The sequence below is a fragment of the Streptomyces sp. NPDC050658 genome, from assembly GCF_044457025.1.
Taxonomy (GTDB): domain Bacteria; phylum Actinomycetota; class Actinomycetes; order Streptomycetales; family Streptomycetaceae; genus Streptomyces.
This window is the reverse complement of record NZ_JBITGM010000002.1, coordinates 38,337-58,809: the sequence shown is the minus strand read 5'-3', so window position 1 is coordinate 58,809 and position 20,473 is coordinate 38,337. Positions and strand designations below refer to the sequence as shown.

Below are 20,473 nucleotides of genomic sequence, written 5' to 3'. Positions count from 1 at the left end.
GTGACGGCGGATGGGAACTGAGATGCGGACGGACGCGCCCTGGACGATCGACGCCCACCACCACGTGTGGGACCTCTCCGTACGCGACCAGGAGTGGATCACCGGTGAGGCACTGGCCCCGATCCGGCGGAACTTCTCCCTGGCCGACCTCGCTCCCGATGCGTACGCCGCCGGGGTCGCGTCGACCGTCCTCGTGCAGACGGTCACGGTCGCCGAGGAGACGCCCGAGTTCCTCGCCCTGGCCGCCGGGAGCGAACTCGTCGCGGGTGTCGTCGGCTGGACCGACCTCACCCGGCCCGACGCCGCCGAAGAGCTCGCCCGGCTGCGCCGGCTCCCCGGCGGCCGGCACCTGGTGGGCATCCGGCACCAGGTGCAGGGCGAGCCGGACCCGGAATGGCTGCTGCGCCCCGACGTGGGGAGCGGCCTGCGCGCGGTCGCCGACGCAGGCCTGGCCTACGACCTCGTGGTGCTGCCCCACCAGCTCCCGGCCTGCGTCGCGGCAGCCCGTCAGCACCCCGAACTCACCTTCGTGCTCGATCACTTGGGCAAGCCGCCGATCGCCTCCGGGGCCCTCGAACCGTGGTCGGCCGCCGTCCGCGCGCTCGCCGCGCTCCCCAACACGGTCTGCAAGCTCTCGGGCCTGGTCACCGAGGCGGACCCGGAGAACTGGACGGCCGACGATCTCCGCCCGTACGCCGACACCGTTCTGGAGGCCTTCGGTCCCGAGCGGCTGATGTTCGGCTCCGACTGGCCGGTCTGCACCCTTGCCGCGTCGTACGCCGAAGTCACCGACACAGCAAGGAAGTTGACCCATTGCCTCGACGAAAGTGAGCTGAAGGACGTGTTCGCGGGGACCGCCCGCCGCGTCTACCGCCTCTGACCCGTCGAGTCGACCCGTGTCGGCGGCAGGAACTCCCGCACATACGTCCGCTCCCAGCAGGCGCCCGTCGCGCGCAGCTCACGCCAGGTCGTGTACCGGTAGCGGAAGAGCCGCGCGCGGATGTACGCGGGCGGCGCGTCCGGCGGGAACGGCGAGCGGCGCAGCAGCCGCAGCGTGTCCCGGTCGCCGTCCAGGAGCCGCTCCACCAGCGGGCCGAACCACGGGCGGGCGTAGGCGGGGGAGAGCGCCGCGAACCACATCATCCAGTCGAGCCGGAGATGGTAGGGGGCGAACTGCCGCGGCCAGCGCCGCACATCACCGGGCTTGCCCTTGAAGTCGTACTCGAGCCACGTCGAGTCATGACGCGGCGTCACATCTGCCGTGCCCTCGACGGCGACCTCCATGCGCACGCGGCTCACGCTGCCGAACGCGCCGTAGGCGTTGACGAGATGGAGCGGATCGAAGGAGTAGTTCATGATCTGCCGCCGCGAGAGAAGGTTGCGGGCCGGGCGGTAACTCAGGCCGAGCAGCAGGGCGGTGACGCCGATGACGACCACCTCGTACCAGAGCGGAGCGCCCGGCGGATCCGCCGGTGTGCCCGTGCCGCCGAAGTCCACGACCGAGACGGCGAGGATGATCGTCAGCCAGTTCAGCCAGCAGAAGTTCCCCGAGAGGACCAGCCACAGCTGGGTCGCGATCATCAGGCAGGCCGCGGCCGTCGCGATCGGCTGCGGGGTGAACAGGAGGACGGGGACGACGAGTTGGGTGAAGTGGTTCGCGGCGGCCTCCATCCGGTGCAGCGGCTTCGGCAGATGGTGGAAGAACCAGCTCAGCGGGCCCGGCATCGGCTGCGTCTCGTGATGGAAGTACAGGCAGGTGAGCTTGCGCCAGCAGGCGTCCCCGCGCATCTTGATCAGCCCGGCCCCGAACTCGACGCGGAACAGCACCCAGCGGAGCAGGAAGAGCAGGAGCACGGGCGGCGCCGTCTCGTCGTTGCCCAGGAAGACGGCGAGGAAGCCCACCTCCAGGAGCAGGGACTCCCAGCCGAAGCCGTACCAGGTCTGGCCCACGTTCACGATCGACAGATACAGCGCCCAGGGCACGACCCACAGGAGCATGCCGCCCCACAGCGGAAGCAGCCCGTCGGCGCCCGCGAGCAGCGCCGCAGCGAACGCGCAGCCCGTCCAGCAGACGACGGCGAAGAAGCGGTCCGAGTAGTGCAGCTGGAAGAGGCTCGGCGCACGGCGGAACGGCACCCGCTCCACGTACCGGGGCACCGGCAGCATGCCGCGCTCCCCGATGAGCGCGCGGAACTGCAGCGCCGCGCCGAGGAAGGCGACGAGGTAGACGGCGGCCAGCGCCCGCTGGAAGACGAGACGGCCTAGCCAGTACTGATCTGCCGTGAACCACTCCACAAGGCCATCTTGCGCCCGAAACGGCCCCGCCCACCCCTCGGCCCGCCCGGCAGCGACGACTCGGCCAGCCCGGCAGTGAAGACTCGGCCCGCCCGGCAGCGACGACTTGCGGGCCGGACGTGGCTGCCTAAAAGAATGGGGACAAAGTGCCCGACGACAGGCGGGAGCCCAGGGTGCGCATGCCCACCAGGACCCATCGGACCCATGCGACGGCCTTCGCGATATCCGTGGCCCTCGCCGTAGCGGGCTGCTCCGGCGGGGGCGACAAGAGCGCCGACGGCGGCGGCCCCGAGCTGTTCATGCAGCCCGCCGCGGCCCAGGGCCCCGACCCCTTCACCGACTCCACCGCCACCGCCGCGGCGACCCCCTCGCCCGTCACCCGTTCGCCGCAACCGGCACCGAGCGGAACGTCCTCGCCGACGGCCCACCAGGGCGCGCGCTCCTACGTGGGCAGTACACCGGGCCTGTACGGCGGCACCCACTCCGTGGGCAGCTGCGACGTCGACGCGCAGGTCCGCTTCCTCACCGCCGACCAGGGCAAGGCCCGCGCCTTCGCCCAGGCCTCGGGCATCCCCCAGGCCGGCATCCCCGGCTTCCTGCGCGGACTGACCCCCGTCGTGCTGCGGGCCGACACCCGCGTCACGAACCACGGCTACCGCAGTGGTCAGGCCACCAGTTTCCAGTCCGTGCTGCAGACGGGCACCGCCGTCCTCGTGGACAACCGGGGGCTGCCTCGGGTGCGGTGCGCCTGCGGGAACCCGCTGAAGCCGCCGGTCGCGCTCCAGGGCACGCCCCGCCACCAGGGGCAGCAGTGGTCGGGCTACCGGCCGACGCAGGTGATCGTCGTGACCCCGGCGCCGAAGATCATCACGAACATCACCATCGTGAACATCGTCAACAACACCTGGATCGAGCGGCGCACCGGTGACCACAAGGGCCACCACGACCACCGGGTGCCCCCGCCGGACCCGACGCCCACACCCAGCACCCCGACGCCGAGCACCCCGACCCCCAGTACTCCGACGCCGAGCACTCCGACGCCGAGCACCTCGCCCCCCACGCCGAGCGACTCGGAGTCCAGCGAGCCGCCCGCCGATCCGGGCACCACATCGCCGGACTGCCCGACGCTCACCCCGCCCACCGGCTCGGACACGCAGGACCCGTCCCTCACCGAGGACACGGCCCCGATCCCGCCCGGCTGCCCCACCCCCTCGCCGCCGACCCTCTCCCCGGAGGAGCCCGGCACGCCGGAGGGCGACACCCTGCCGCCCCCGCAGCAGGACTCCGCGCCCGACACGCCCCTGACCAGCGATCCCGGCGGCTTCGAGAGCTGAGCGTGCGCGCCCGGGCCCGACAGCGAAGAATCATGAAGTGTCATGACGCCCACGTCACTGCCGGACGGCTGGCCAGCGGACCCGCGGCCGATCCTGGCGCTCAACCGCACAGGCTGCTTCGACTGGGACCTCGACAGCGGCCTGATGCATCTGGACGCCGCGGGGCTCGAGGTCTTCGACCTGCGGGCCGACGAGTACGACGGGCAGCCGGCGAGCCTCGCGGTGCGCGTCCCGCCCGTCGAGGCGCACCGCCTGGACGCGTACGTCTCGCACGCCCTCAAGGACGGCAGCCGCACCTACGGCATCTACTTCCGCATCCGGCTGCGCACCGGCGGACTGCGCTGGACGCACACCCAGGGCTACATCAAGCGGGACGCCACGGGCCGCCCGCGCCGCATCGTAGGCATCATCCGCGACGCCACCCAGGAGCTGGGCGACAGCACCGCACGCCGCGAGCGCGCCGACGAGGAGGAGGACAGGCGCCGCCGCACGAGCATCGTGCAGGGCACCACGGCGGCCCTCGCGCACGCCCGTACCGTGCGGGACGTCATCGACGTACTGAAGGACACCCACGGTCTGGCCCACCTGGGCGCGTCGAACCTCGTCATGGGCCTGGTGGAGGCCGGGCGGATCCGGCTCATCGCCGAGGGGCCGACGGGCAGCTTCGTGCCGGGCACCAAGTTCACGCGGATCGACGAGCAGTACCCGATGAGCGAGGCGGTGCGCACGCTCTCGCCGCGCTTCATCGAGACAGCCGCCGAGTTCGCCGCCTCCTACCCGGCCCTGTGGCCGCACATCGACCAGCTGGGCATCACCGCCGCCGCCTATCTGCCGTTGATCGCCCAGGCCCGGCCCATCGGCGTGCTCGGCCTGCTCTACCAGGACAAGACCGGCTTCACCGAGGAGGAACGCAACGTCCTGGTCGCACTCGGCAGCGGCATCGCGCAGAGCCTGCAGCGCGCCATGTTCTACGAGCAGGAGAAGGACCTCGCCCAGGGCCTCCAGCAGGCGATGCTGCCGCGCACCATCCCCGGCGTACCCGGCGCGGACATCGCGGTCCGCTACCGCTCGGCGGCGCTCGGCCGGGACATCGGCGGCGACTGGTACGACGTGATCCCGCTGCCCGGCGGCCGGGTCGGGGCCGTCATCGGCGACGTACAAGGTCATGACACGCACGCCGCCGCCGTCATGGGCCAGCTCCGCATCGTCCTGCGCGCGTACGCCACCGAGGGGCACACCCCCGCCACCGTCATGGCCCGCGCCTCCGGCTTCCTGCACGAGCTGGACACCGAGCGCTTCGCCACCTGCCTCTACGCGGAGGCCGACCTGTCGACGGGCGTGGTCCAGCTGGTGCGGGCGGGACATGTCGATCCGCTGCTCCAGCAGATGGACGGCAGCTGCCGCAGGGTGCCGGTCGACGGCGGGCTCCCGCTGGGCCTCTCCGCCGAGTTCGGGCAGCTCGAATACCCGGTCAGTACCGTCGAACTCGACGCGGGGCAGACCCTGTTGCTCTTCACGGACGGTCTCGTCGAGGAACCCGGCGCCGACCTCGACGACGGTCTGCGCGCCCTCGGCGATCTCGCCTGCTCGGGCCCGCGCGACCTCCAGGAACTCGCCGACCGGCTCTGCGGGATCGTGGACGAGCGGGGCGGCGACGACGACGCGGCCCTGCTGCTCCTGCGCCGCAGGCTGCTCGACGCGCCGCGCTCCGGCGGCCGGCTCCAGCAGCACGTCGGCCCCGGCGACCCGGAGGCGCTCGCCGAGGCCCGGCACATGATCCGGGCCGCCGTCCGGGCGTGGGGCTCCCGCGACCGGGCCGACGAGATCGAGCTGGTCGCCGACGAGGTCATCACCAACGCCCTGATGCACACCGACGGCGCGGCGATCGTGACGCTGCGCGTCCTCAGCGGTTCCGACCGGCGGCTGCGCGTCGAGGTCGAGGACTCCTCAAGCGCGCTGCCGCGCCGCAGGGAGGCGGGGGAGTCGGGGGTCTCGGGGCGCGGGCTGCTCCTGGTGGACATGCTCGCGGACGTATGGGGCGTGGACTCGCGAGGGACGGGCAAGTGCGTCTGGTGCGAGTTCATCGTGCCCGCGCGCGACGCGCAGGGGCCGCCGGGACAGGCGCCGCCGGACCAGGGTCAGGAGTGATCGGATGCCGGAACTCCCTGAGGTCGACGCGTTGCGCGCCTTCCTCACCGAGCAGCTCGTCGGCCACGAGATCGTCCGGGTGCTGCCCGTCGCGATCAGCGTCCTGAAGACGTACGACCCTCCGCTCACCGCCCTGGAGGGCCGCCCCGTCACGGCCGTGGCGCGGCACGGAAAGTTCCTCGACGTCGACGCGGACGGACTGCACCTGGTCACCCACCTCGCCCGCGCGGGCTGGCTGCACTGGAAGGACCGGCTGCCCGACGGCGTGCCGCGCCCCGGCAAGGGCCCGCTGGCGCTGCGGGTCGCGCTGGAGACCGGCGAGGGCTTCGACCTGACCGAGGCCGGCACACAGAAGCGTCTCGCCGTGTACGTGACCGAGGACCCGGCAGGGATCGCCGGCATCGCCCGTCTCGGCCCCGATCCGCTCGCCGCCGACTTCGACGAGGACCGTTTCGCGGCGCTCCTGGCCGACGAACGGCGGCAGATCAAGGGGGCGTTGCGCGATCAGACGCTGATCGCGGGCATCGGGAACGCGTACAGCGACGAGATCCTGCACGCGGCCCGCATGTCCCCGTTCAAGCTCACGTCGAGCCTGGCCAAGGAGGAGACCCATGGGTTGTATGTGGCGCTGCGGACCACGCTGAGCGAGGCGGTGGAACGCTCGCACGGGGTGGCTGCGGGCCGCCTCAAGGCGGAGAAGAAGAGCGGCCTGCGGGTGCACGGCCGTACCGGTGAGCCGTGCCCCGTCTGCGGCGACACCATCAGGGAGGTCTCGTTCAGCGACTCCTCGCTGCAGTACTGCCCCACGTGCCAGACGGACGGGAAGCCGCTCGCGGACCGGCGGATGTCGCGGCTGCTGAAGTAGCGGTCCCCGGCTTGTGAAGCAGCCGCGTTCAGCGGCGGTCCAGGGTCAGGAGGTGCTGCCCCGCCGTGGTGCGTACCTCGTACCGGTCGATGTCCTCGCGGGGGAGTGCGGCGGTCCCCTGAGTCGACAGCTCGTCCGACGGCGTGCCGACGGGCGCCTTCCACGTCGTCACCGGCTGCTCCGAGCCGTCGGTGCCGACGGCGACGAGTTCGCAGACGCGGGCGCCCCGCTCGTCGTGGATCCGGAGCCCGATGTCCGTGCCCCAGGTGCGGTCCTGCGTGGTGAGCGTCGCCGAGACGCCGCTGCGGCCGTCCCGCGCCGTGATGGTTTCCGGGCCGGAACCCTGTGCGGTGAGGTACGCCGTCGCGGGCCCCGCCACGGCGAGCACGACGCTCGCGGCGACCGCGCACAGCCACCGCTTGCGGACGGCTCCGCGCCGCAGCCCGACCTCGCCGAGCAGCCGGTCGAGGAGGCCGGGGCCGGGCTCGGCGAGCGGCTCGACGCGCGCCGGTGTCGCACGTACGTACAGCTCCAACTGCCGTGCTGTGGGCGCCAGTTGAGTGACCAGATCACGACAGGCCGGGCAGTCCATGAGGTGATCGTCGAAGCGGAAGGTGTCCGCCGCGTCGAGGACGCCGAGCGCGTAGGCGCCGGCGTCGCGATGCCGCTCCAGGGACCTCATGGCGTTCCTTGCGTTCCGTGGGGGTGGGGATGCTTCGTGCCCCCTCCCGTACGCAGCGGACCGCCGAATCACTCAAAAGGTGACGGTCAGAACAGATGGATCGCCAGATGGCCGAGGGGCAGGCCGAGCCGCCACGCCGCCGTCCACACCTTGGGCCCGTCGTCCTCGCTCCCCGGAGAGCCGCCGCCCGGCACGGCGTCCAGGTCGGGTGCGAGCAGCTCCGTCTCCTCCAGCCACTGCCAGGCCTGGTCGGCCAGCTCCAGATCGGGTGCGGGGGAGCCGGAAGCGGCCGCGTCCGCCGCGAGGAGGGCCATCCGCTCGGCGACCCAGTCCTGCCACGGCTGGTCATAAGCAGTCAGGGACAGCCAGGTCTCCAACTGGGACACGACACGGATGCCCGAAAGCTCGCCATTCGTGTCGGAGAGGAAAATAGTCAGGGCCAGAGCATCACGCCCTGCTCGGTATTCGAATGATGTCGGCGGCATCAAATCGCCGGTCCGCAGCAATTCGTCCGCGATGTACTCCGCGTACAACCAGGCCATCGGTACGGTCAGTTCGCCGCCGGGGTCCTCGGCGTTTCCTCGATTCTCGTGCAGCATCCCGTCTCGCCTTCCTCTGCCCGTGCCTGTCGCCGGCCTCTGGCCCCCAATCCGGAGCACGGATGAGGACAGCCGATTACCCAACAGGGGTGCTGAGCAAGGCGCTTTGCGGAACCTTGACCCGGGCCCCGGTTTCGTCGCAGGTCGGCGGGGCTCTGTTCTTCGTGTCACATGGCCGAAGGTTTTGAGTCCGTTTCAGGGACTATGGAGGCATTGCTGCTTGACTCGGCATTGTGCCCGAATGTGGATTCGTTTCGCCGAATATCCCCCATTCACGGAGCCTGGTCGATGACACAGCGCACACCGCAGGGAAGAGCCGTTCTGGCGGCCGCAATGATCGGAGCCACTCTCGCCGGGACGGCCGCGTGCACGGCGAATACGGAACGCGACGCGCGCCCGCACCAACCGAATCCGCAGGGCGAAATGCGGGGTGACGGTCACCGGGGCGGCCCGGCGCCGGCGCCCTCGGCCGCGGGCGGCGCCGCGGGCGCGCCACGGGCCTTCACCCTCATCGCCTCCGGGGACGTGCTCCCGCACTCCTCGATCATCCGCAGGGCCAACGCCGACGCGGGCGGCAACGGCTACGACTTCGCGCCGATGCTCTCGGGCGTACGGCCGGTGGTCTCCAAGGCGGATCTGGCGATCTGTCACATGGAGACGGTGTACGGCGCGAACGGCGACTACACCGGCTACCCCAGCTTCAAGTCCCCGCCGCAGATCGCCCGTGCCCTCAAGACGACGGGGTACGACTCCTGCTCCACCGCCTCCAACCACACCCTGGACGACGGGGCGGCGGGCGTGCGGCGGACGCTTGCCGCGCTCGACAAGGCGGGCGTCAAACACGCGGGCTCGGGCCGGACGGCCGCCGAGGGGCGGTCACCGGCGTGGCTGCGGGCGGGCGGGGCGAAGGTGGCCCAGCTCGCGTACACGTACGGCACGAACGGCTATCCGCTGCCGAAGGGCAAGCCGTGGACGGTGAACCTGATGCAGCGCGAGCGGATCGTCGCCGACGCGCGGGCGGCGCGGAAGGCGGGCGCGGACGTCGTCGTGGTCTCCCTGCACTGGGGCACGGAGTGGCAGGACGCGCCGGACCGCCGCCAGCTGAGCCTCGGGCGTCAGCTGACGTCGTCCCGGACGGGGGGCCGCCCCGACATCGACCTCATCCTCGGTACGCACGCTCATGTGCCGCAGGCGTACGAGAAGGTGAACGGGACCTGGATCATCTATGGCATGGGTGACCAGATCGCCGGGGACATGATCAACCATGCCGGAGCGAACGATCCCCGGGGCAACCAGGGGACGCTGGGCCGCTTCACCTTCGCCCCGCCGGCGACTGCGGGGGGCCGCTGGCAGGTCACGAAGGCGGAGTTCCTCCCGCAGTGGTTCAACACGGACACGGGCCGGGTGGTGAACCTGAACGCGGCGCTGGCGCGGGGCGCGGACGTCGGCGACATCCGGGACCGCATCCGAAGGGTGACGCTGAGCCGCGGGGCTGGGAAGCAGGGGTTGGTGATGGGCCGGTAGCCCACCCGCCCATCAGCCCGTCCGGCGTTTGCGGACGAACTCGGCGGAGCCGGTGCCGGCGGCTACTGCAACTGCCCGCTACCCGAGCCGAAGCAGCCACCCCCGCCCCGGCTCCACCCGAATCCCCTCGCCCGCCGCGAAGCCCCGCTCCGGCTGGAACCCCTCCACCTCGGGGGCGTACGCAGCCACGGCCTCCCCGCCGCTAGTGGTCAGCACGACGTCCACCGGCCCGGGCGCCCACGAGGCCACCGCCGCCACAAGACCCCCCGGCCCCTGCCACGTCGTCGCGAGCACGTCCTCCCGCCCGGTCGAGACCGACGGCGACGCCCACCACCCCGTCATCTCCGCCTCCGGCAGCCGCAGCAGGTCGAAGGCCCGCCACAATCCCCGCACATCCACCATCGGCGCCCGCCCGGTCATCCCGAAGACCAGCCCCCGCCAGGGATTCCCGCCGCCCTCCAGCATCTCGCCCAGCAACCCGAACGGCACCCCGGAGATCTCCACGAGCCAGTACGCGGGATCAGCCCCAAGACCCCCCTCGTAGTCGAACAGCTCACCCAGCCACAGCCGATCCACGTACGGCAACAGCTCCGCGTACAGATTCGCGCTCGACGCGAACCCGTCCGCCTCGCGGTACTGATTGCAGGAGTGCAGATCGACCAGCGGCGCCCGCTCCCCGGAACCGGAGGAAGCCAACGCCTTGCGCACCCGCTTCATCGTCCCCCGGTCGTACGCCACATCGTCGAGATAGAGCCCGTCCACCCCCACGACCCGCCGCAGCCGCTCGATCCCGCGCACATAGGAGTTGTGCCACCGCGACTCCCCGGACGTGACCACCGCGACGTCCCCGACGTCCGGCGCCACCCACCCCGGCACGTATCCCTCCCCGAGATGCTCCCGCAGCCACGCGTGCCCACCACCGGGCCCCGCCGCGAAGATCTCGTCCCCGAACCCGGCGAGCACCGGCAACTCCGGTGTGTGCCGCGTCAGTTCACGCACCGTGTCGTACACCTTGACCCGTATCCCGAGCCGATGCGCCTCCTCGGTGTACGAACGCAGCGCCGCCGCACCGAGCAGCGGATCGTTGATGTACGGATTGGGCGGCGTCGCATGATGCAGATTGGCGACGTTGGCGCCGTACTCGGCGATCTCCGCGGGCGACGCGTACGCGTGGTAGTAGCGCTCGGCCAGCTGACGCCCCGGCTCCAGCGGCTTGAACGGCGTCAGCAGCAGCCGGAACTCGAAGCACCGGCTCTCGCCCGCACGCAGCGCCAGCGGCCCGCTGAAGGCGCTGAGCCGCCGGACCCCCTCGGCGGTCCGCAGCCGTACCCCGCCCGCCCCGTCGTCGCCCGCCCAGGAACGCGGCGTGCGCAGCGGCTTCTCCCGGTAGTAGTTGGTGTTCAGCGGCCGCGCGTACCGCTCGTCGCGCAGACTCAGCTGAAGCCCGGCCGCCGGGTCGCCGAGCCAGAACGCGTCCTGGTTGCGGGTGGGGGTGTCCCAGTTCCAGTCGTACGACGACGGGCACATGCGACCGGTCATGCCGAGCCCCATCGCATACCTCGCGACCTCCTCGCGGACCGGCACGTCGAGCGTCACGTCGAGCCCGGTGTCGGCGGTGGCCTGCACGACGGCCCGTACGACGAGGAAGCCGTCCGCCTCCAACTCGCCCTGCACGGAGAGGATGACGTCCTGCCCCGTGGCACGCGTCGACCAGCTCGCCCGTGCCGGTCCCGGCCGGTCCAGGGTGAGCGGACCGAAGTCCAGCGGCCGGCCCACGTCCAGCGTGATCGGCGCGGCGAGCAGCTCACGGGCTGGCCCGTCGGTGCGCGTGCCGGCCGGAGTGAAGGTGGAGAGGATGCGACGGGGGAGACCATCCGTGCCCAGGTCAACCGTGCGGCCCAGGATCGAGAGGCGCCGCCCGTCGCTCTCGACGGGCGTGAACGGCGCCACCACCTCGTCGTCCTGCGCGTACGCCGAGTCCAGCCAGCCGAGCCGCGCGAGCCGCCACGGCTCCCCGGCACCCCCGTCGGCGACGGCGTCCGCGCCGATCGTGAGGCGCAACGGCAGGACCCGCTCCGGGGCGCCGGACGCCCGGACGGCGATCTCGCCCTCGTACAGGCCGGGTCGGGCATCCTCCGGGACCTCGACTCCGAACCAGAGCGCGTCCGCCCGCCCCGCACCGACATCCACCCGCCGCTCGAAGGCGCGGCCCCGCGCGTCGGTGCCGCCCGTGCTGAGGCACCGCACGGCGAAGGGCAGCCCCCGCACCTCGGCGCGGACGTCCGTCAGGTCAGCCAAGGCGTACAGCCCCACCTGGAGCGGGCGGAACTCGCCGCGGTCGGCCGTGGCCGTGTGCGGCGCGAAGGGGACCGACCGTGCCCAGCGGGCGGGCAGCCGCCGGTAGCGGCCGAGCGGATGGACTCTGTCCTCGCCGAAGAGGAGGAACTCCTCGGCGGCGTACGTGCGTTGGAGCCGCTCGCGTTCCTCCGCCGTCGCCGCGAAGCCCAGCGGCGCGAACGAGTCGACCGCGCTCGCCGCCTCGTACGCGAAGGCCTCCGCACGCGGCAGCTTCTCCCACCCCGCCGCCTCGTGCAGCCCGCAGCGGTGCACCCAGCCGGGGTCGGCGGTCCTGGTCGGCCTGCGGTAGTCGGCCTGCGGGTAGTAGGGCTTCCCGGTGTGCGCGTACGGGAGATAGTGCACGGCGTAGGTGCCGGGGCCGTCCACCGGCTCGAAGGCGATCCGTCCCGTCTCGTCCGTCACCTCCACGGTCACCGTGTTGCGCACCCGCTCCCCGGACGGGCCCACGACGATCACGTCGACGGACGCGGGCTCCGGGTCCTGACGCCGCCACGGAAGCCGTGCCGCGACGGCGGGCGCCGCGCTGTCGGTGGCGTCGGCGCGCACGAGTAGCCGGTGGTTGCCGTACATGTCGCTGTCCCAGGAGCCGATGCCGCATGCCAGCTCCGGATGACCGGTCTCACCCATCTGTGCTCCCCCAAGGGCGCTGTTTATTAGGTAAGTTTCTCAATCGCTCCGGGTCACACTGGAGATCAACCGATCGCGATGTCAAGGGGGACGCCTTGAATCGGGAAGCCCAGCCGGGTGAGTCCAAGAGAGCCCCGTCGGGTGGGCCCACGAAGGGGGAACCCATGAGCGGCGACCCATCGCTGCTGCGCCGCCTCAACACGGCCGCCGCCCTGCGTGTGCTGCGCGAGCGGGACGAGATCACCGTGCCCGAACTCGCCGCGCTCATCGGCGTGTCCCGGCCCACGGCCCAGGACCTCACGGCGCAGCTCCTGCGCGAGGGCCGCCTCGTGGAGCTGACGCCCGGCAGCGGCAGTGTGGGCAGGCCCGCCCGCCGGTTCCGCTTCCGGGCCGAGGCCGCCCACGTGCTCGGCGTGGACATCGGCGCGCACAAGATCCTGGTGCACGCCGCCGACCTGCTCGGCCGCACCGTGGCCACCCAGCGCGTCGCCGTCACGCCCGAACTGCCGGGCCCCCGGCGTCTGGACGCCGTCCGCGAGGCGATCGCGGGCTGTCTCGCCCAGCCGGCCGCGGCGGACGTCCGCCCGCTGGCCACCGGCGTCGGCACCAGCGGCATGGTCGACGCGGCCGGACGGGTCGTGGAGAGCGACTCGCTGCCGGACTGGACGGGCCGCGACCTGACCCGCGAACTCGCCGACGCCACCCACGGCCCCGTCGTCGTGGGCAACGACATCCAGCTCGCCACGCTCGCCGAGTGCACCGGGGGAGTGTCCGTCGGGGCCGGTGACTGCGTGTACCTGTACGTCGGCAACCGGCTCGGCATCGGCCTCTGGCTCCGCGGCGAACTGCACCGGGGACACCACGGAGCGGCGGGCGAGATGGTCGCGGGGGACGGCTGGGCCCACTGCTACCAGCGGCTGCTCGACTGGTTCGCGGGCCATGACGGCGCGGACCGGCCCACCAGGGAGAACGCGGCCCGCGCCGTGGTGACCGCCGCGGCGGCGGGCGACGGCGGAGCCCGCTACACCCTGCGCGCGTTCGCCGAGGGGCTCGCCGACAGCCTGGCTCGCCATGTCGCCGTACTCGACCCGCAGTCCGTCGTCCTCGGCGGCGGCATCTCCCGCGCGGGCGCCCTGCTCAGCGAGCCGTTCGCGGAGCGGCTCGCCGAGCGCTGCCCCTACGCGCCGACGGTGCAAACATCCGTACTCGGCGAGGAATCGACCGCAATCGGGGCAGCTCGCCTCGCACTGGAACACATCGAGCACGCCCCGCGGAAAAGTCCAACTCTCTAGGACCGACAGGTGGTTGACGGGCGGGGGTCACGCTTCGATGATGTGGCTCTCATTCGGCAACTTGGCTTCTTAATTGGCCGGATGCCGACTTACCTATTCCGTCGTGCCGCCAGGCCAGGGAGTACGTGTGACATCCCAAGGAACGCTGCGCAGGACCAAGGCCGCGTCGCCACCACCCGCGTCGGCCGCGAAACAGCAGGGCCCGCCGCGCCACCGGCCCGCCCCGCTGCGCGTCCGATTGCGGAACAACTGGGTGATGCTCGCCCTGATGGCCCCGGGCCTGCTCTTCTTCCTGGTCTTCTTCTACGTCCCGATGCTCGGCAACGTCGTCGCCTTCCAGGACTACCAGCCCTTCATCGGCTTCAAGGACAGCCCGCTGGTCGGCCTCGCCAACTTCCAGGAGCTCTTCGCCGACCCCGCGTTCTGGGAGGCCGTACGGAACACCCTGGCCTTCGCCGCGCTCCAGCTGATCTTCTTCTTCCCCGCCCCGCTGGCCCTCGCCCTGCTGATCAACAGCCTGGTCAGCCCGCGGATCAAGAAGTTCGTGCAGAGCGTCGTCTATCTGCCGCACTTCATCTCCTGGGTCCTGGTCGTCGCGCTCTTCCAGCAAGTCCTCGGCGGCGCGGGCCTGTTGAGCAACTATCTGCGCGACCACGGCATGTCGGCCCTCGACGTGATGACCGACCCGGGCACCTTCCCCTTGCTGATCACCGGACAGGTGATCTGGAAGGACATCGGCTGGGGAATGATCATTTACCTGGCGGCGCTCGCCAGCGTCGACCAGTCGCTCTACGAGTCGGCGGCCGTCGACGGCGCCGGACGCTGGCGCCGCATGTGGCACGTGACCCTGCCCGCCGTGCGCGGCGTCACGATCATGCTGCTCGTGCTTCGCCTCGGTGACGTGCTGTCCGTCGGCTTCGAGCAGTTCCTGCTCCAGCGCGACGCGGTCGGCGCACGCGCCTCGGAAGTCCTCGACACGTACATCTACTACCACGGCGTCGTCTACGGCGACTGGGGCGTCGGCGCCGCCGCCGGCCTGGTCAAGGGCGTCGTCGGAGCCCTGATGATCTACGGCGCCAACAAGGTCGCCCACGCCTTCGGAGAGCACGGGGTGTACAGCAAATGAGCAGCTTCGGATCCCCCCTGCGCACCCGCGCGGCCCGCGAGGAGCGGCCCGCCTGGGAAGAGCCGCCGACGAAGATCGGCTCGACCGCCAAGGCCGTCGTCATCACCGTCCTCTGCGCCGTGATGATCCTGCCCTTCGTCACGGTCCTCTCCACCAGCCTGGCGTCCCGCGCCGAGATCACCGAGTCCGGCGGCTTCGTCCTCTTCCCCACGGACCCGACCCTGGACGCCTACCGCACGATCCTCTCCGGCGGCATCGTCTCCCGTGCCGTCGTCGTCAGCGTCCTGATCACGCTGGTCGGCACGGCCCTCTCGCTCCTGACGACGATCGCCCTCGCCTACGCCCTCAGCAAGCGCGGTGTCCCCGGCAGCAAGCCGATCCTGCTGATGGTCCTGTTCACACTGCTCTTCGTGCCCGGCATGGTCCCGATGTACGTGGTGGTCAAGGAGCTCGGACTCCTGGACTCCTACTGGTCGTTGATCCTCCCCGTCATGATCAACGCCTTCAATCTGGTCGTCCTGCGGGCGTTCTTCATGAACATCCCCGAGGAGCTCTACCAGGCGGCGCGGATCGACGGCGCGGGCGACTGGCGGATCCTGACCCGCATCGTGCTCCCGCTCTCCAAGGGCGTCGTCGCCGTCGTCGGCCTCTTCTACGCGGTGACGTACTGGAACGCCTTCTTCAACGCGATGCTCTACCTCAACGACTCGGGGAAGTGGCCCATCCAGCTGGTCCTGCGCACCTACGTCGTGCAGGGCAAGTCCATCAGCGGCGACCAGTTGGGCGTCACGAACATGCCGCCCCAGCAGTCGATCTCCATGGCCGTCGTCATGATCGCGCTCATCCCGATCCTGCTGCTCTTCCCGTTCCTGCAGAAGTACTTCACCAAGGGCGTGCTCACCGGCGCCATCAAGGGCTGACCCCCCCGCCCCCTTCCAGACCCTGACACCTTCGCGGAGATTCCCATGACAGGCATGTCCCGACGCACCTTCCTCAGCCTCTCCACCGCCGTCGCCGCGGGAGCGGCCGCCACCTCGCTGACGGGCTGCGGCTCCTCGACGAAGAGGACGGGCGAGGCGGCATCGTCGAAGGTGAAGCTGCCTTCGTACGTTCCCTTCGCCGGGATCAGTCCCGACCTGGCGCCGAACGCGAAGGGGCTCTCGGCGGGGTTCCTCTCGTACCCCAAGGACCTGGTGCAGAGCGTCGCGAAGACCCCGGGCGACGGCTCGAAGATCACGATGCTCACGGAGATCTGGACGCAGCCGCCGACCCCCAAGGACTCCAACGCCTACTGGAAGAAGCTGGACAAGGAACTCGGCGTCGACCTGACCGCGATCCTGGGCACCGACCCCGGCTACGAGGAGAAGTTCTCCGCGGTCGTCGCGGGCGGCGACCTGCCCGACCTGCTGTGGATACCGCCCAACCAGGGCATCCAGCACATCGCCGAACTCCTCGAGGCCAAGTGCGCCGACATCACCGAGTACGTCTCGGGCGACGCGGTGAAGAGGTATCCGAACCTCGCCGCGATGACGCCCGCGCACTGGAAGACGGCCGTGGTGAACGGCAAGATCTGGGGCGCGCCCGTCCCGTACCCCGCGTTCGGCCAGGTCTTCGGCGGCAATCCCAAGGTCTGGGCGAAGGCGGACGGCATCCAGGCGAGCAGCCCCGAGGAGTTCCTCGCCAAGTGCAAGGAGGTCACCGGCGGCAAGGTCTGGGCCCTTGAGCCGATCTACGTCAACACCGCCAGCGTGATGAGCCAGTGCTTCGGCGCCCCGAACAAGTGGCGGCAGAACAAGGACGGTTCGCTCACCTGGTTCCAGGACACCGACGAGTACCTGGAAGCCCTCAACTTCGTCCTGAAGCTGAAGAAGGCCGGGGTCTTCTACCCGGGCAACCCCAAGATGGCCGACGCGTACACCAAGATGGCGCAGGGCTCGATCGGCGCCTGCGTCTTCGCGAACCCCTTCAACGCCCGCAAGGACACCCGTGTCCAGGACCCCGCCCTTGCCGCCGAGATCCTGATCCCCTTCGCCGCGGGCGGCCAGAAGCCCAACCACCACTACCACCTGGGCACCATCGGCTACACCGCCGTCAAGAAGGGCGACGAGAAGCGGGTGCGCATGCTGCTCGACGTCCTGAACTACCTGGCGGCGCCGTTCGGCAGCAAGGAGCGCGAGTTCCTCGAATACGGCACCGAGGGCGAGGACTTCACCTACGACAAGAACGGCTTCCCCGCCCGCACCAAGCAGGGCAAGCAGCAGGTCGAGGGCCTCTTCAGCGGACTCCAGACGTCGACGACCTCACCCTTCTCGATCATCGCGTCGAGCTTCCCCGGCGACGAGCGCGCCCAGGACGTCAAGGACGTGTACGCCGCCGAGAAGAAGCTCCTTGCGACCGCCGTCCAGAACCCGGTGGTCGGCCACTACTCCGACGCGTACACCCAGCACTACGGCCGCATGCAGACCGAGGCGGGGGACCTCGTCAACGACATCGTCAGCGGACGCAAGAAGCTCAGCGAGTGGAAGCCGTTCTGGTCGGAGTGGAAGAACAAGGGCCTGGACCAGATGGCGAAGGAGTTCGCCAAGTCGATCGAGAAGAGCGCCTGACCCGCCGGGTGGCTAGGGCGTCTTGTCCTGTACGTCGGTCTTGGCGAGCTCCGACTTCCGGTACGAGTAGCCGAAGTACACCAGGAGGCCGACCGCGAACCACACGGCGAACCGCACCCAGGTCTGCCACTGCAGGAACGTGATCAGCCAGATGGAGAAGACGACCCCGATGGCCGGCACGAACGGCATGCCCGGGCAGCGGAAGGTGCGCGGCAGATCGGGCTGCTTGTAGCGCAGCACGATCACCGCGACACAGACCACCACGAAGGCGAGCAGGATGCCGATGTTGGTCAGCTCGGCCGCCTCGCCGATCGGCAGGAACCCGGCGATGGCGGCCGACGCGACCCCGACGATCCAGGTCACGCGCGTCGGCACATGCCGCGTCTTGTGGGTCTTGGCGAACCACTTCGGCAGCAGCCCGTCCCGCGACATGCTGAACCAGACGCGGGTCACGCCGAGCATGAAGGTGAACATCACGGTGAGGATGCCGATGATCGCGCCGACGGCGATGACATCGGCGAGTCCGCCGAGCCCCACCGACTTGAAGGCGGTGGAGAACCCGCTCTCCGGGTCGATGTCCGTGTAGCTCTGCATGCCGGTGAGGACGAGACAGGCGAGGACGTACAGGACCATCGAGATGGCGAGCGAGTAGAGGATCGCCTTCGGCATGTGGCGCTGGGCGTCCTTCGACTCTTCGGCGGCCGTACTCATGGCGTCGTACCCGAAGACGGCGAAGAAGACCGTCGCCGCACCCGTGAACGCGCCGCTGACCCCGAAGGGGAAGAACGGCGAGTAGTTCCCGGTGTTGATGTGGAAGAAGCCGACCGCGATCACCACGAGCACGACGATGACCTTCAGGACGACGACGACCATCTCGAACCGCGCGGCGTTCTTGATGCCGAGGGTCAGCAGATACGCGATCAGCAGGCACAGCACCGCCGCGAACAGGTCGACCTTGTGCCCGTCGCCCGTGCCGGGCGCGCCCAGCATCCAGTTGGGCAGTTCGGCGCCCATGTCGCGCAGCAGGAAGTTGAAGTACCCGGAGATGCCGATCGCGACCACCGCCACGATCGCCGTGTACTCCAGGAGCAGGTCCCAGCCGATGAACCAGCCGGCCAGCTCGCCGAGCACCACATAGCCGTAGGTGTACGCCGATCCGGCCTTCGGGATGAGGCCCGCGAACTCGGCGTACGAGAACGCCGCGGCCGCGCTCGCGACACCGGCGATGAGGAACGAGACGAGGACCGCGGGTCCTGCCGTGCCGTTGGCGACGGTCCCGGCGAGGGTGAAGATCCCCGCGCCGATGATGCCGCCGACGCCGATCGCGGTGAGCTGCCACAGACCGAGCGTCCGGGCGAGCCCGCCGCCCGCCCCCGCCTCGGAATCTTCGATGTGTTCGATGGGCTTGCGGCGCAGTACGCCCTGCCCCATCCGGAGTCCCGCCATGAGCTCCACCCTCTTCGCCGACGGCCATGGGCTGACGGCGGATCATGATGGCCCAGGCAGGCCCGCGGCGATAGACGCCACACCACTCACATATGTGAGGGTTCAGCACTCTGGCGGGAGGCGGTTACGGCACCACGGTGACGGGCCAGCGGCCCGCCTTCACCAGGCGTACCGCGACCGATCCGACGATACGGTGGCCCGCCTGCTCGGAGGCGCCGACGACCACGGCATCGGCCTTGAGGTCGTCCGCCGCCGAGACGAGACCGCTGTAGGGGTCGCCGCGGAAGGTGTGGAACTCCCAGCGCACGTCGAATATCCCCTTCACCCGCTCGGTCGCCGCCCTGATCTCGGCGATCAGGCCCTCGGCGATCTCGTCGGTCGTCTCGGCGACGGGGGCGCCGAGCGCGGCGCCCGCGGCCATCACCGGCTGGACATAGACGACGGCGAGCAGGGCGCGCTGCCGCCGGGCGAGGCCTCCGGCGTAGGCCGCCGCCCGTAGCGAGGAGTCCGATCCGTCGACCCCGACGACGATGACCTTCGGCCCGTCGGTGCCGCGTTCGAACTGGTGGGAATGGTCTTCGGTCACAGCGCAGAGGTTAACGGAGCCCCCTGGGCGGCCCCGCCGAGGGCGGCCTTCCGCACGGCTGGTCCCATCGGGTGCATTCGCGGCCGGCCCTGGTGTTGCTGGTCCGCGCGCGCCTTCCGCCATGCGACGGATTAGTCATGAAAAAGGATCAGATGACTCCAGGGCGCCGCGCGTTGCTGCGCGGCGCCGCTGTCTTCGGTCTGGCCGCGACCGCCGGCTGCGTGGGCACGGGACGGCCCGGCACTCCGGGACCCTCGGCCTCCGCCAAGGCGCCGGCCGCAGGGCCGCCGGCCGCGCGCGCCCTCAAACCGTCCGCGTACCGCCTGCAGCCCATGGCCGGGTACGGACCGCCGCGCGCCGCCCGCGCCCTGCCACGCGTACGGCGCAAACCGATCCTGCGCGTGCCGGGGGAGGGCCGCTCCATGGTGCTGACCTTCGACGACGGCCCCGACCCCCGCTACACGCCCGGCATCCTGCGGACCCTGCGCAGACACGACGTACGCGCGATGTTCTTCGTCTGCGGCGAGATGGCCGTCGACAACTTGGACCTGCTGCGGGAGATGGCCGACGACGGGCATGTCATCGGCAACCACACCTGGACCCATCCGCTGCTGCCGAAGATGAGCCGCAGCGCGATGCGCGAGGAGATCGAGCGCACCTGCGACGTCGTCGAGAACGCCGTCGGCGAACCGCCCGCCTGGTTCCGGGCGCCCTACGGGGCCTGGAACCGCAACGCCTTCCAGATCGGCGCCGACCTGGGCATGGAGCCGCTCGCCTGGACCGTCGACACCCTGGACTGGACCGAGCCGGGGACCCGCACGATCATCCGGCGCGTACGGGCCGGTGCCGGACCGGGGGTCGTGGTGCTCTCGCACGACGCGGGCGGCGACCGTTCGCAGAGCGTCGACGCGCTGCGGACCTATCTGCCGGAACTCATCGACTCCGGATATCGGATTACGGTGCCGAGCCGCTATTCGATGTGATT

The 20,473-nt window shown here is 70.8% G+C and carries 16 protein-coding genes; 10 read left to right on the top strand and 6 right to left on the bottom strand.

Annotation, left to right across the window (positions count from 1 at the left end):
* Positions 1-10 precede the first annotated feature (10 nt).
* On the top strand, positions 11-880 hold the full coding sequence (locus ACIBKX_RS07250) for an amidohydrolase family protein (RefSeq protein WP_363270906.1): 870 nt from the start codon (positions 11-13) through the stop codon (positions 878-880).
* On the opposite strand, the gene ACIBKX_RS07245 is transcribed toward ACIBKX_RS07250, so the two are convergent.
* Positions 868-2,295, bottom strand: a complete 1,428-nt coding sequence (locus ACIBKX_RS07245; RefSeq protein WP_363270905.1) for a lipase maturation factor family protein — start codon at positions 2,293-2,295, stop codon at positions 868-870. The genes ACIBKX_RS07250 and ACIBKX_RS07245 overlap by 13 nt on opposite strands.
* A 179-nt stretch (positions 2,296-2,474) precedes the next feature.
* Between ACIBKX_RS07245 and ACIBKX_RS07240 the strand changes: the two genes are divergently transcribed.
* From ACIBKX_RS07240 to ACIBKX_RS07230, 3 genes are read left to right on the top strand one after another with little or no spacing between them, the layout of a single operon-like run.
* Positions 2,475-3,629 carry a DUF6777 domain-containing protein gene (locus ACIBKX_RS07240; protein ID WP_363270904.1) on the top strand — a complete coding sequence of 385 codons (1,155 nt, stop codon included), beginning with the start codon at positions 2,475-2,477 and terminating at the stop codon, positions 3,627-3,629.
* Between the two features lie 42 nt (positions 3,630-3,671).
* Positions 3,672-5,777: a SpoIIE family protein phosphatase gene (locus ACIBKX_RS07235; RefSeq protein WP_363270903.1), complete on the top strand. Its 2,106-nt coding sequence runs from the start codon at positions 3,672-3,674 to the stop codon at positions 5,775-5,777.
* A 4-nt stretch (positions 5,778-5,781) separates the two neighbouring features.
* Positions 5,782-6,642, top strand: a complete 861-nt coding sequence (locus ACIBKX_RS07230; RefSeq protein WP_363270902.1) for a DNA-formamidopyrimidine glycosylase family protein — start codon at positions 5,782-5,784, stop codon at positions 6,640-6,642.
* 28 nt (positions 6,643-6,670) lie between these two features.
* Here ACIBKX_RS07230 and ACIBKX_RS07225 read toward each other — a convergent pair whose 3' ends face one another.
* Both ACIBKX_RS07225 and ACIBKX_RS07220 read right to left on the bottom strand, forming a co-directional pair.
* Positions 6,671-7,324 (bottom strand): zf-HC2 domain-containing protein, encoded by a 654-nt coding sequence (locus tag ACIBKX_RS07225; RefSeq protein WP_363270901.1) that lies wholly within the window; start codon positions 7,322-7,324, stop codon positions 6,671-6,673.
* 86 nt (positions 7,325-7,410) lie between these two features.
* Complete coding sequence (locus ACIBKX_RS07220) at positions 7,411-7,923, bottom strand: hypothetical protein (RefSeq protein WP_363270900.1); 513 nt, start codon at positions 7,921-7,923, stop codon at positions 7,411-7,413.
* A gap of 423 nt (positions 7,924-8,346) precedes the next feature.
* Between ACIBKX_RS07220 and ACIBKX_RS07215 the strand changes: the two genes are divergently transcribed.
* On the top strand, positions 8,347-9,447 hold the full coding sequence (locus ACIBKX_RS07215; RefSeq protein ID WP_363271166.1) for a CapA family protein: 1,101 nt from the start codon (positions 8,347-8,349) through the stop codon (positions 9,445-9,447).
* 78 nt (positions 9,448-9,525) lie between these two features.
* Here ACIBKX_RS07215 and ACIBKX_RS07210 read toward each other — a convergent pair whose 3' ends face one another.
* Entirely contained in the window at positions 9,526-12,432 is a 2,907-nt protein-coding gene (locus ACIBKX_RS07210) for a glycoside hydrolase domain-containing protein (protein WP_363270899.1), read from the bottom strand.
* Positions 12,433-12,596: 164 nt separating this feature from the next.
* On the opposite strand from ACIBKX_RS07210, the gene ACIBKX_RS07205 reads away from it, so the two are divergent.
* From ACIBKX_RS07205 to ACIBKX_RS07190, 4 genes are all read left to right on the top strand, one after another.
* Positions 12,597-13,724 carry an ROK family transcriptional regulator gene (locus ACIBKX_RS07205; RefSeq protein ID WP_363270898.1) on the top strand — a complete coding sequence of 376 codons (1,128 nt, stop codon included), beginning with the start codon at positions 12,597-12,599 and terminating at the stop codon, positions 13,722-13,724.
* A 127-nt stretch (positions 13,725-13,851) separates the two neighbouring features.
* Positions 13,852-14,850: an ABC transporter permease subunit gene (locus tag ACIBKX_RS07200; protein WP_363270897.1), complete on the top strand. Its 999-nt coding sequence runs from the start codon at positions 13,852-13,854 to the stop codon at positions 14,848-14,850.
* A complete protein-coding gene (locus ACIBKX_RS07195) occupies positions 14,847-15,770 on the top strand; it encodes a carbohydrate ABC transporter permease (protein WP_363270896.1) in 924 nt (307 codons plus the stop codon). The genes ACIBKX_RS07200 and ACIBKX_RS07195 overlap by 4 nt, the downstream gene beginning before the upstream one ends.
* Positions 15,771-15,824: 54 nt before the next feature.
* On the top strand, positions 15,825-17,456 hold the full coding sequence (locus tag ACIBKX_RS07190) for an extracellular solute-binding protein (RefSeq protein ID WP_363270895.1): 1,632 nt from the start codon (positions 15,825-15,827) through the stop codon (positions 17,454-17,456).
* A 12-nt stretch (positions 17,457-17,468) separates the two neighbouring features.
* Here the strand turns inward: ACIBKX_RS07190 and ACIBKX_RS07185 are convergent, their stop codons facing one another.
* The gene (locus ACIBKX_RS07185; RefSeq protein ID WP_363270894.1) at positions 17,469-18,902 is read right to left on the bottom strand and encodes an amino acid permease; all 1,434 of its coding nucleotides are present in this window, start codon (positions 18,900-18,902) and stop codon (positions 17,469-17,471) included.
* Positions 18,903-19,026: 124 nt separating this feature from the next.
* A complete protein-coding gene (locus tag ACIBKX_RS07180; protein ID WP_363270893.1) occupies positions 19,027-19,488 on the bottom strand; it encodes a universal stress protein in 462 nt (153 codons plus the stop codon).
* A gap of 137 nt (positions 19,489-19,625) precedes the next feature.
* On the opposite strand from ACIBKX_RS07180, the gene ACIBKX_RS07175 reads away from it, so the two are divergent.
* Positions 19,626-20,471 (top strand): polysaccharide deacetylase family protein, encoded by an 846-nt coding sequence (locus ACIBKX_RS07175; RefSeq protein WP_363270892.1) that lies wholly within the window; start codon positions 19,626-19,628, stop codon positions 20,469-20,471.
* Positions 20,472-20,473 lie beyond the last annotated feature (2 nt).

What these genes read in the sequence shown, in the direction of transcription:
- ACIBKX_RS07250 (WP_363270906.1), top strand. Translation starts at nt 11, where the DNA reads ATGGGAACTGAGATGCGGACGGACGCGCCCTGGACGATCGACGCCCAC.
- ACIBKX_RS07240 (WP_363270904.1), top strand. Translation starts at nt 2,475, where the DNA reads ATGCCCACCAGGACCCATCGGACCCATGCGACGGCCTTCGCGATATCC.
- ACIBKX_RS07235 (WP_363270903.1), top strand. Translation starts at nt 3,672, where the DNA reads ATGACGCCCACGTCACTGCCGGACGGCTGGCCAGCGGACCCGCGGCCG.
- ACIBKX_RS07230 (WP_363270902.1), top strand. Translation starts at nt 5,782, where the DNA reads ATGCCGGAACTCCCTGAGGTCGACGCGTTGCGCGCCTTCCTCACCGAG.
- ACIBKX_RS07225 (WP_363270901.1), bottom strand. Translation starts at nt 7,324, where the DNA reads ATGAGGTCCCTGGAGCGGCATCGCGACGCCGGCGCCTACGCGCTCGGC.
- ACIBKX_RS07220 (WP_363270900.1), bottom strand. Translation starts at nt 7,923, where the DNA reads ATGCTGCACGAGAATCGAGGAAACGCCGAGGACCCCGGCGGCGAACTG.
- ACIBKX_RS07215 (WP_363271166.1), top strand. Translation starts at nt 8,347, where the DNA reads ATGCGGGGTGACGGTCACCGGGGCGGCCCGGCGCCGGCGCCCTCGGCC.
- ACIBKX_RS07210 (WP_363270899.1), bottom strand. Translation starts at nt 12,432, where the DNA reads ATGGGTGAGACCGGTCATCCGGAGCTGGCATGCGGCATCGGCTCCTGG.
- ACIBKX_RS07205 (WP_363270898.1), top strand. Translation starts at nt 12,597, where the DNA reads ATGAGCGGCGACCCATCGCTGCTGCGCCGCCTCAACACGGCCGCCGCC.
- ACIBKX_RS07195 (WP_363270896.1), top strand. Translation starts at nt 14,847, where the DNA reads ATGAGCAGCTTCGGATCCCCCCTGCGCACCCGCGCGGCCCGCGAGGAG.
- ACIBKX_RS07190 (WP_363270895.1), top strand. Translation starts at nt 15,825, where the DNA reads ATGTCCCGACGCACCTTCCTCAGCCTCTCCACCGCCGTCGCCGCGGGA.
- ACIBKX_RS07185 (WP_363270894.1), bottom strand. Translation starts at nt 18,902, where the DNA reads ATGGCGGGACTCCGGATGGGGCAGGGCGTACTGCGCCGCAAGCCCATC.
- ACIBKX_RS07175 (WP_363270892.1), top strand. Translation starts at nt 19,626, where the DNA reads ATGAAAAAGGATCAGATGACTCCAGGGCGCCGCGCGTTGCTGCGCGGC.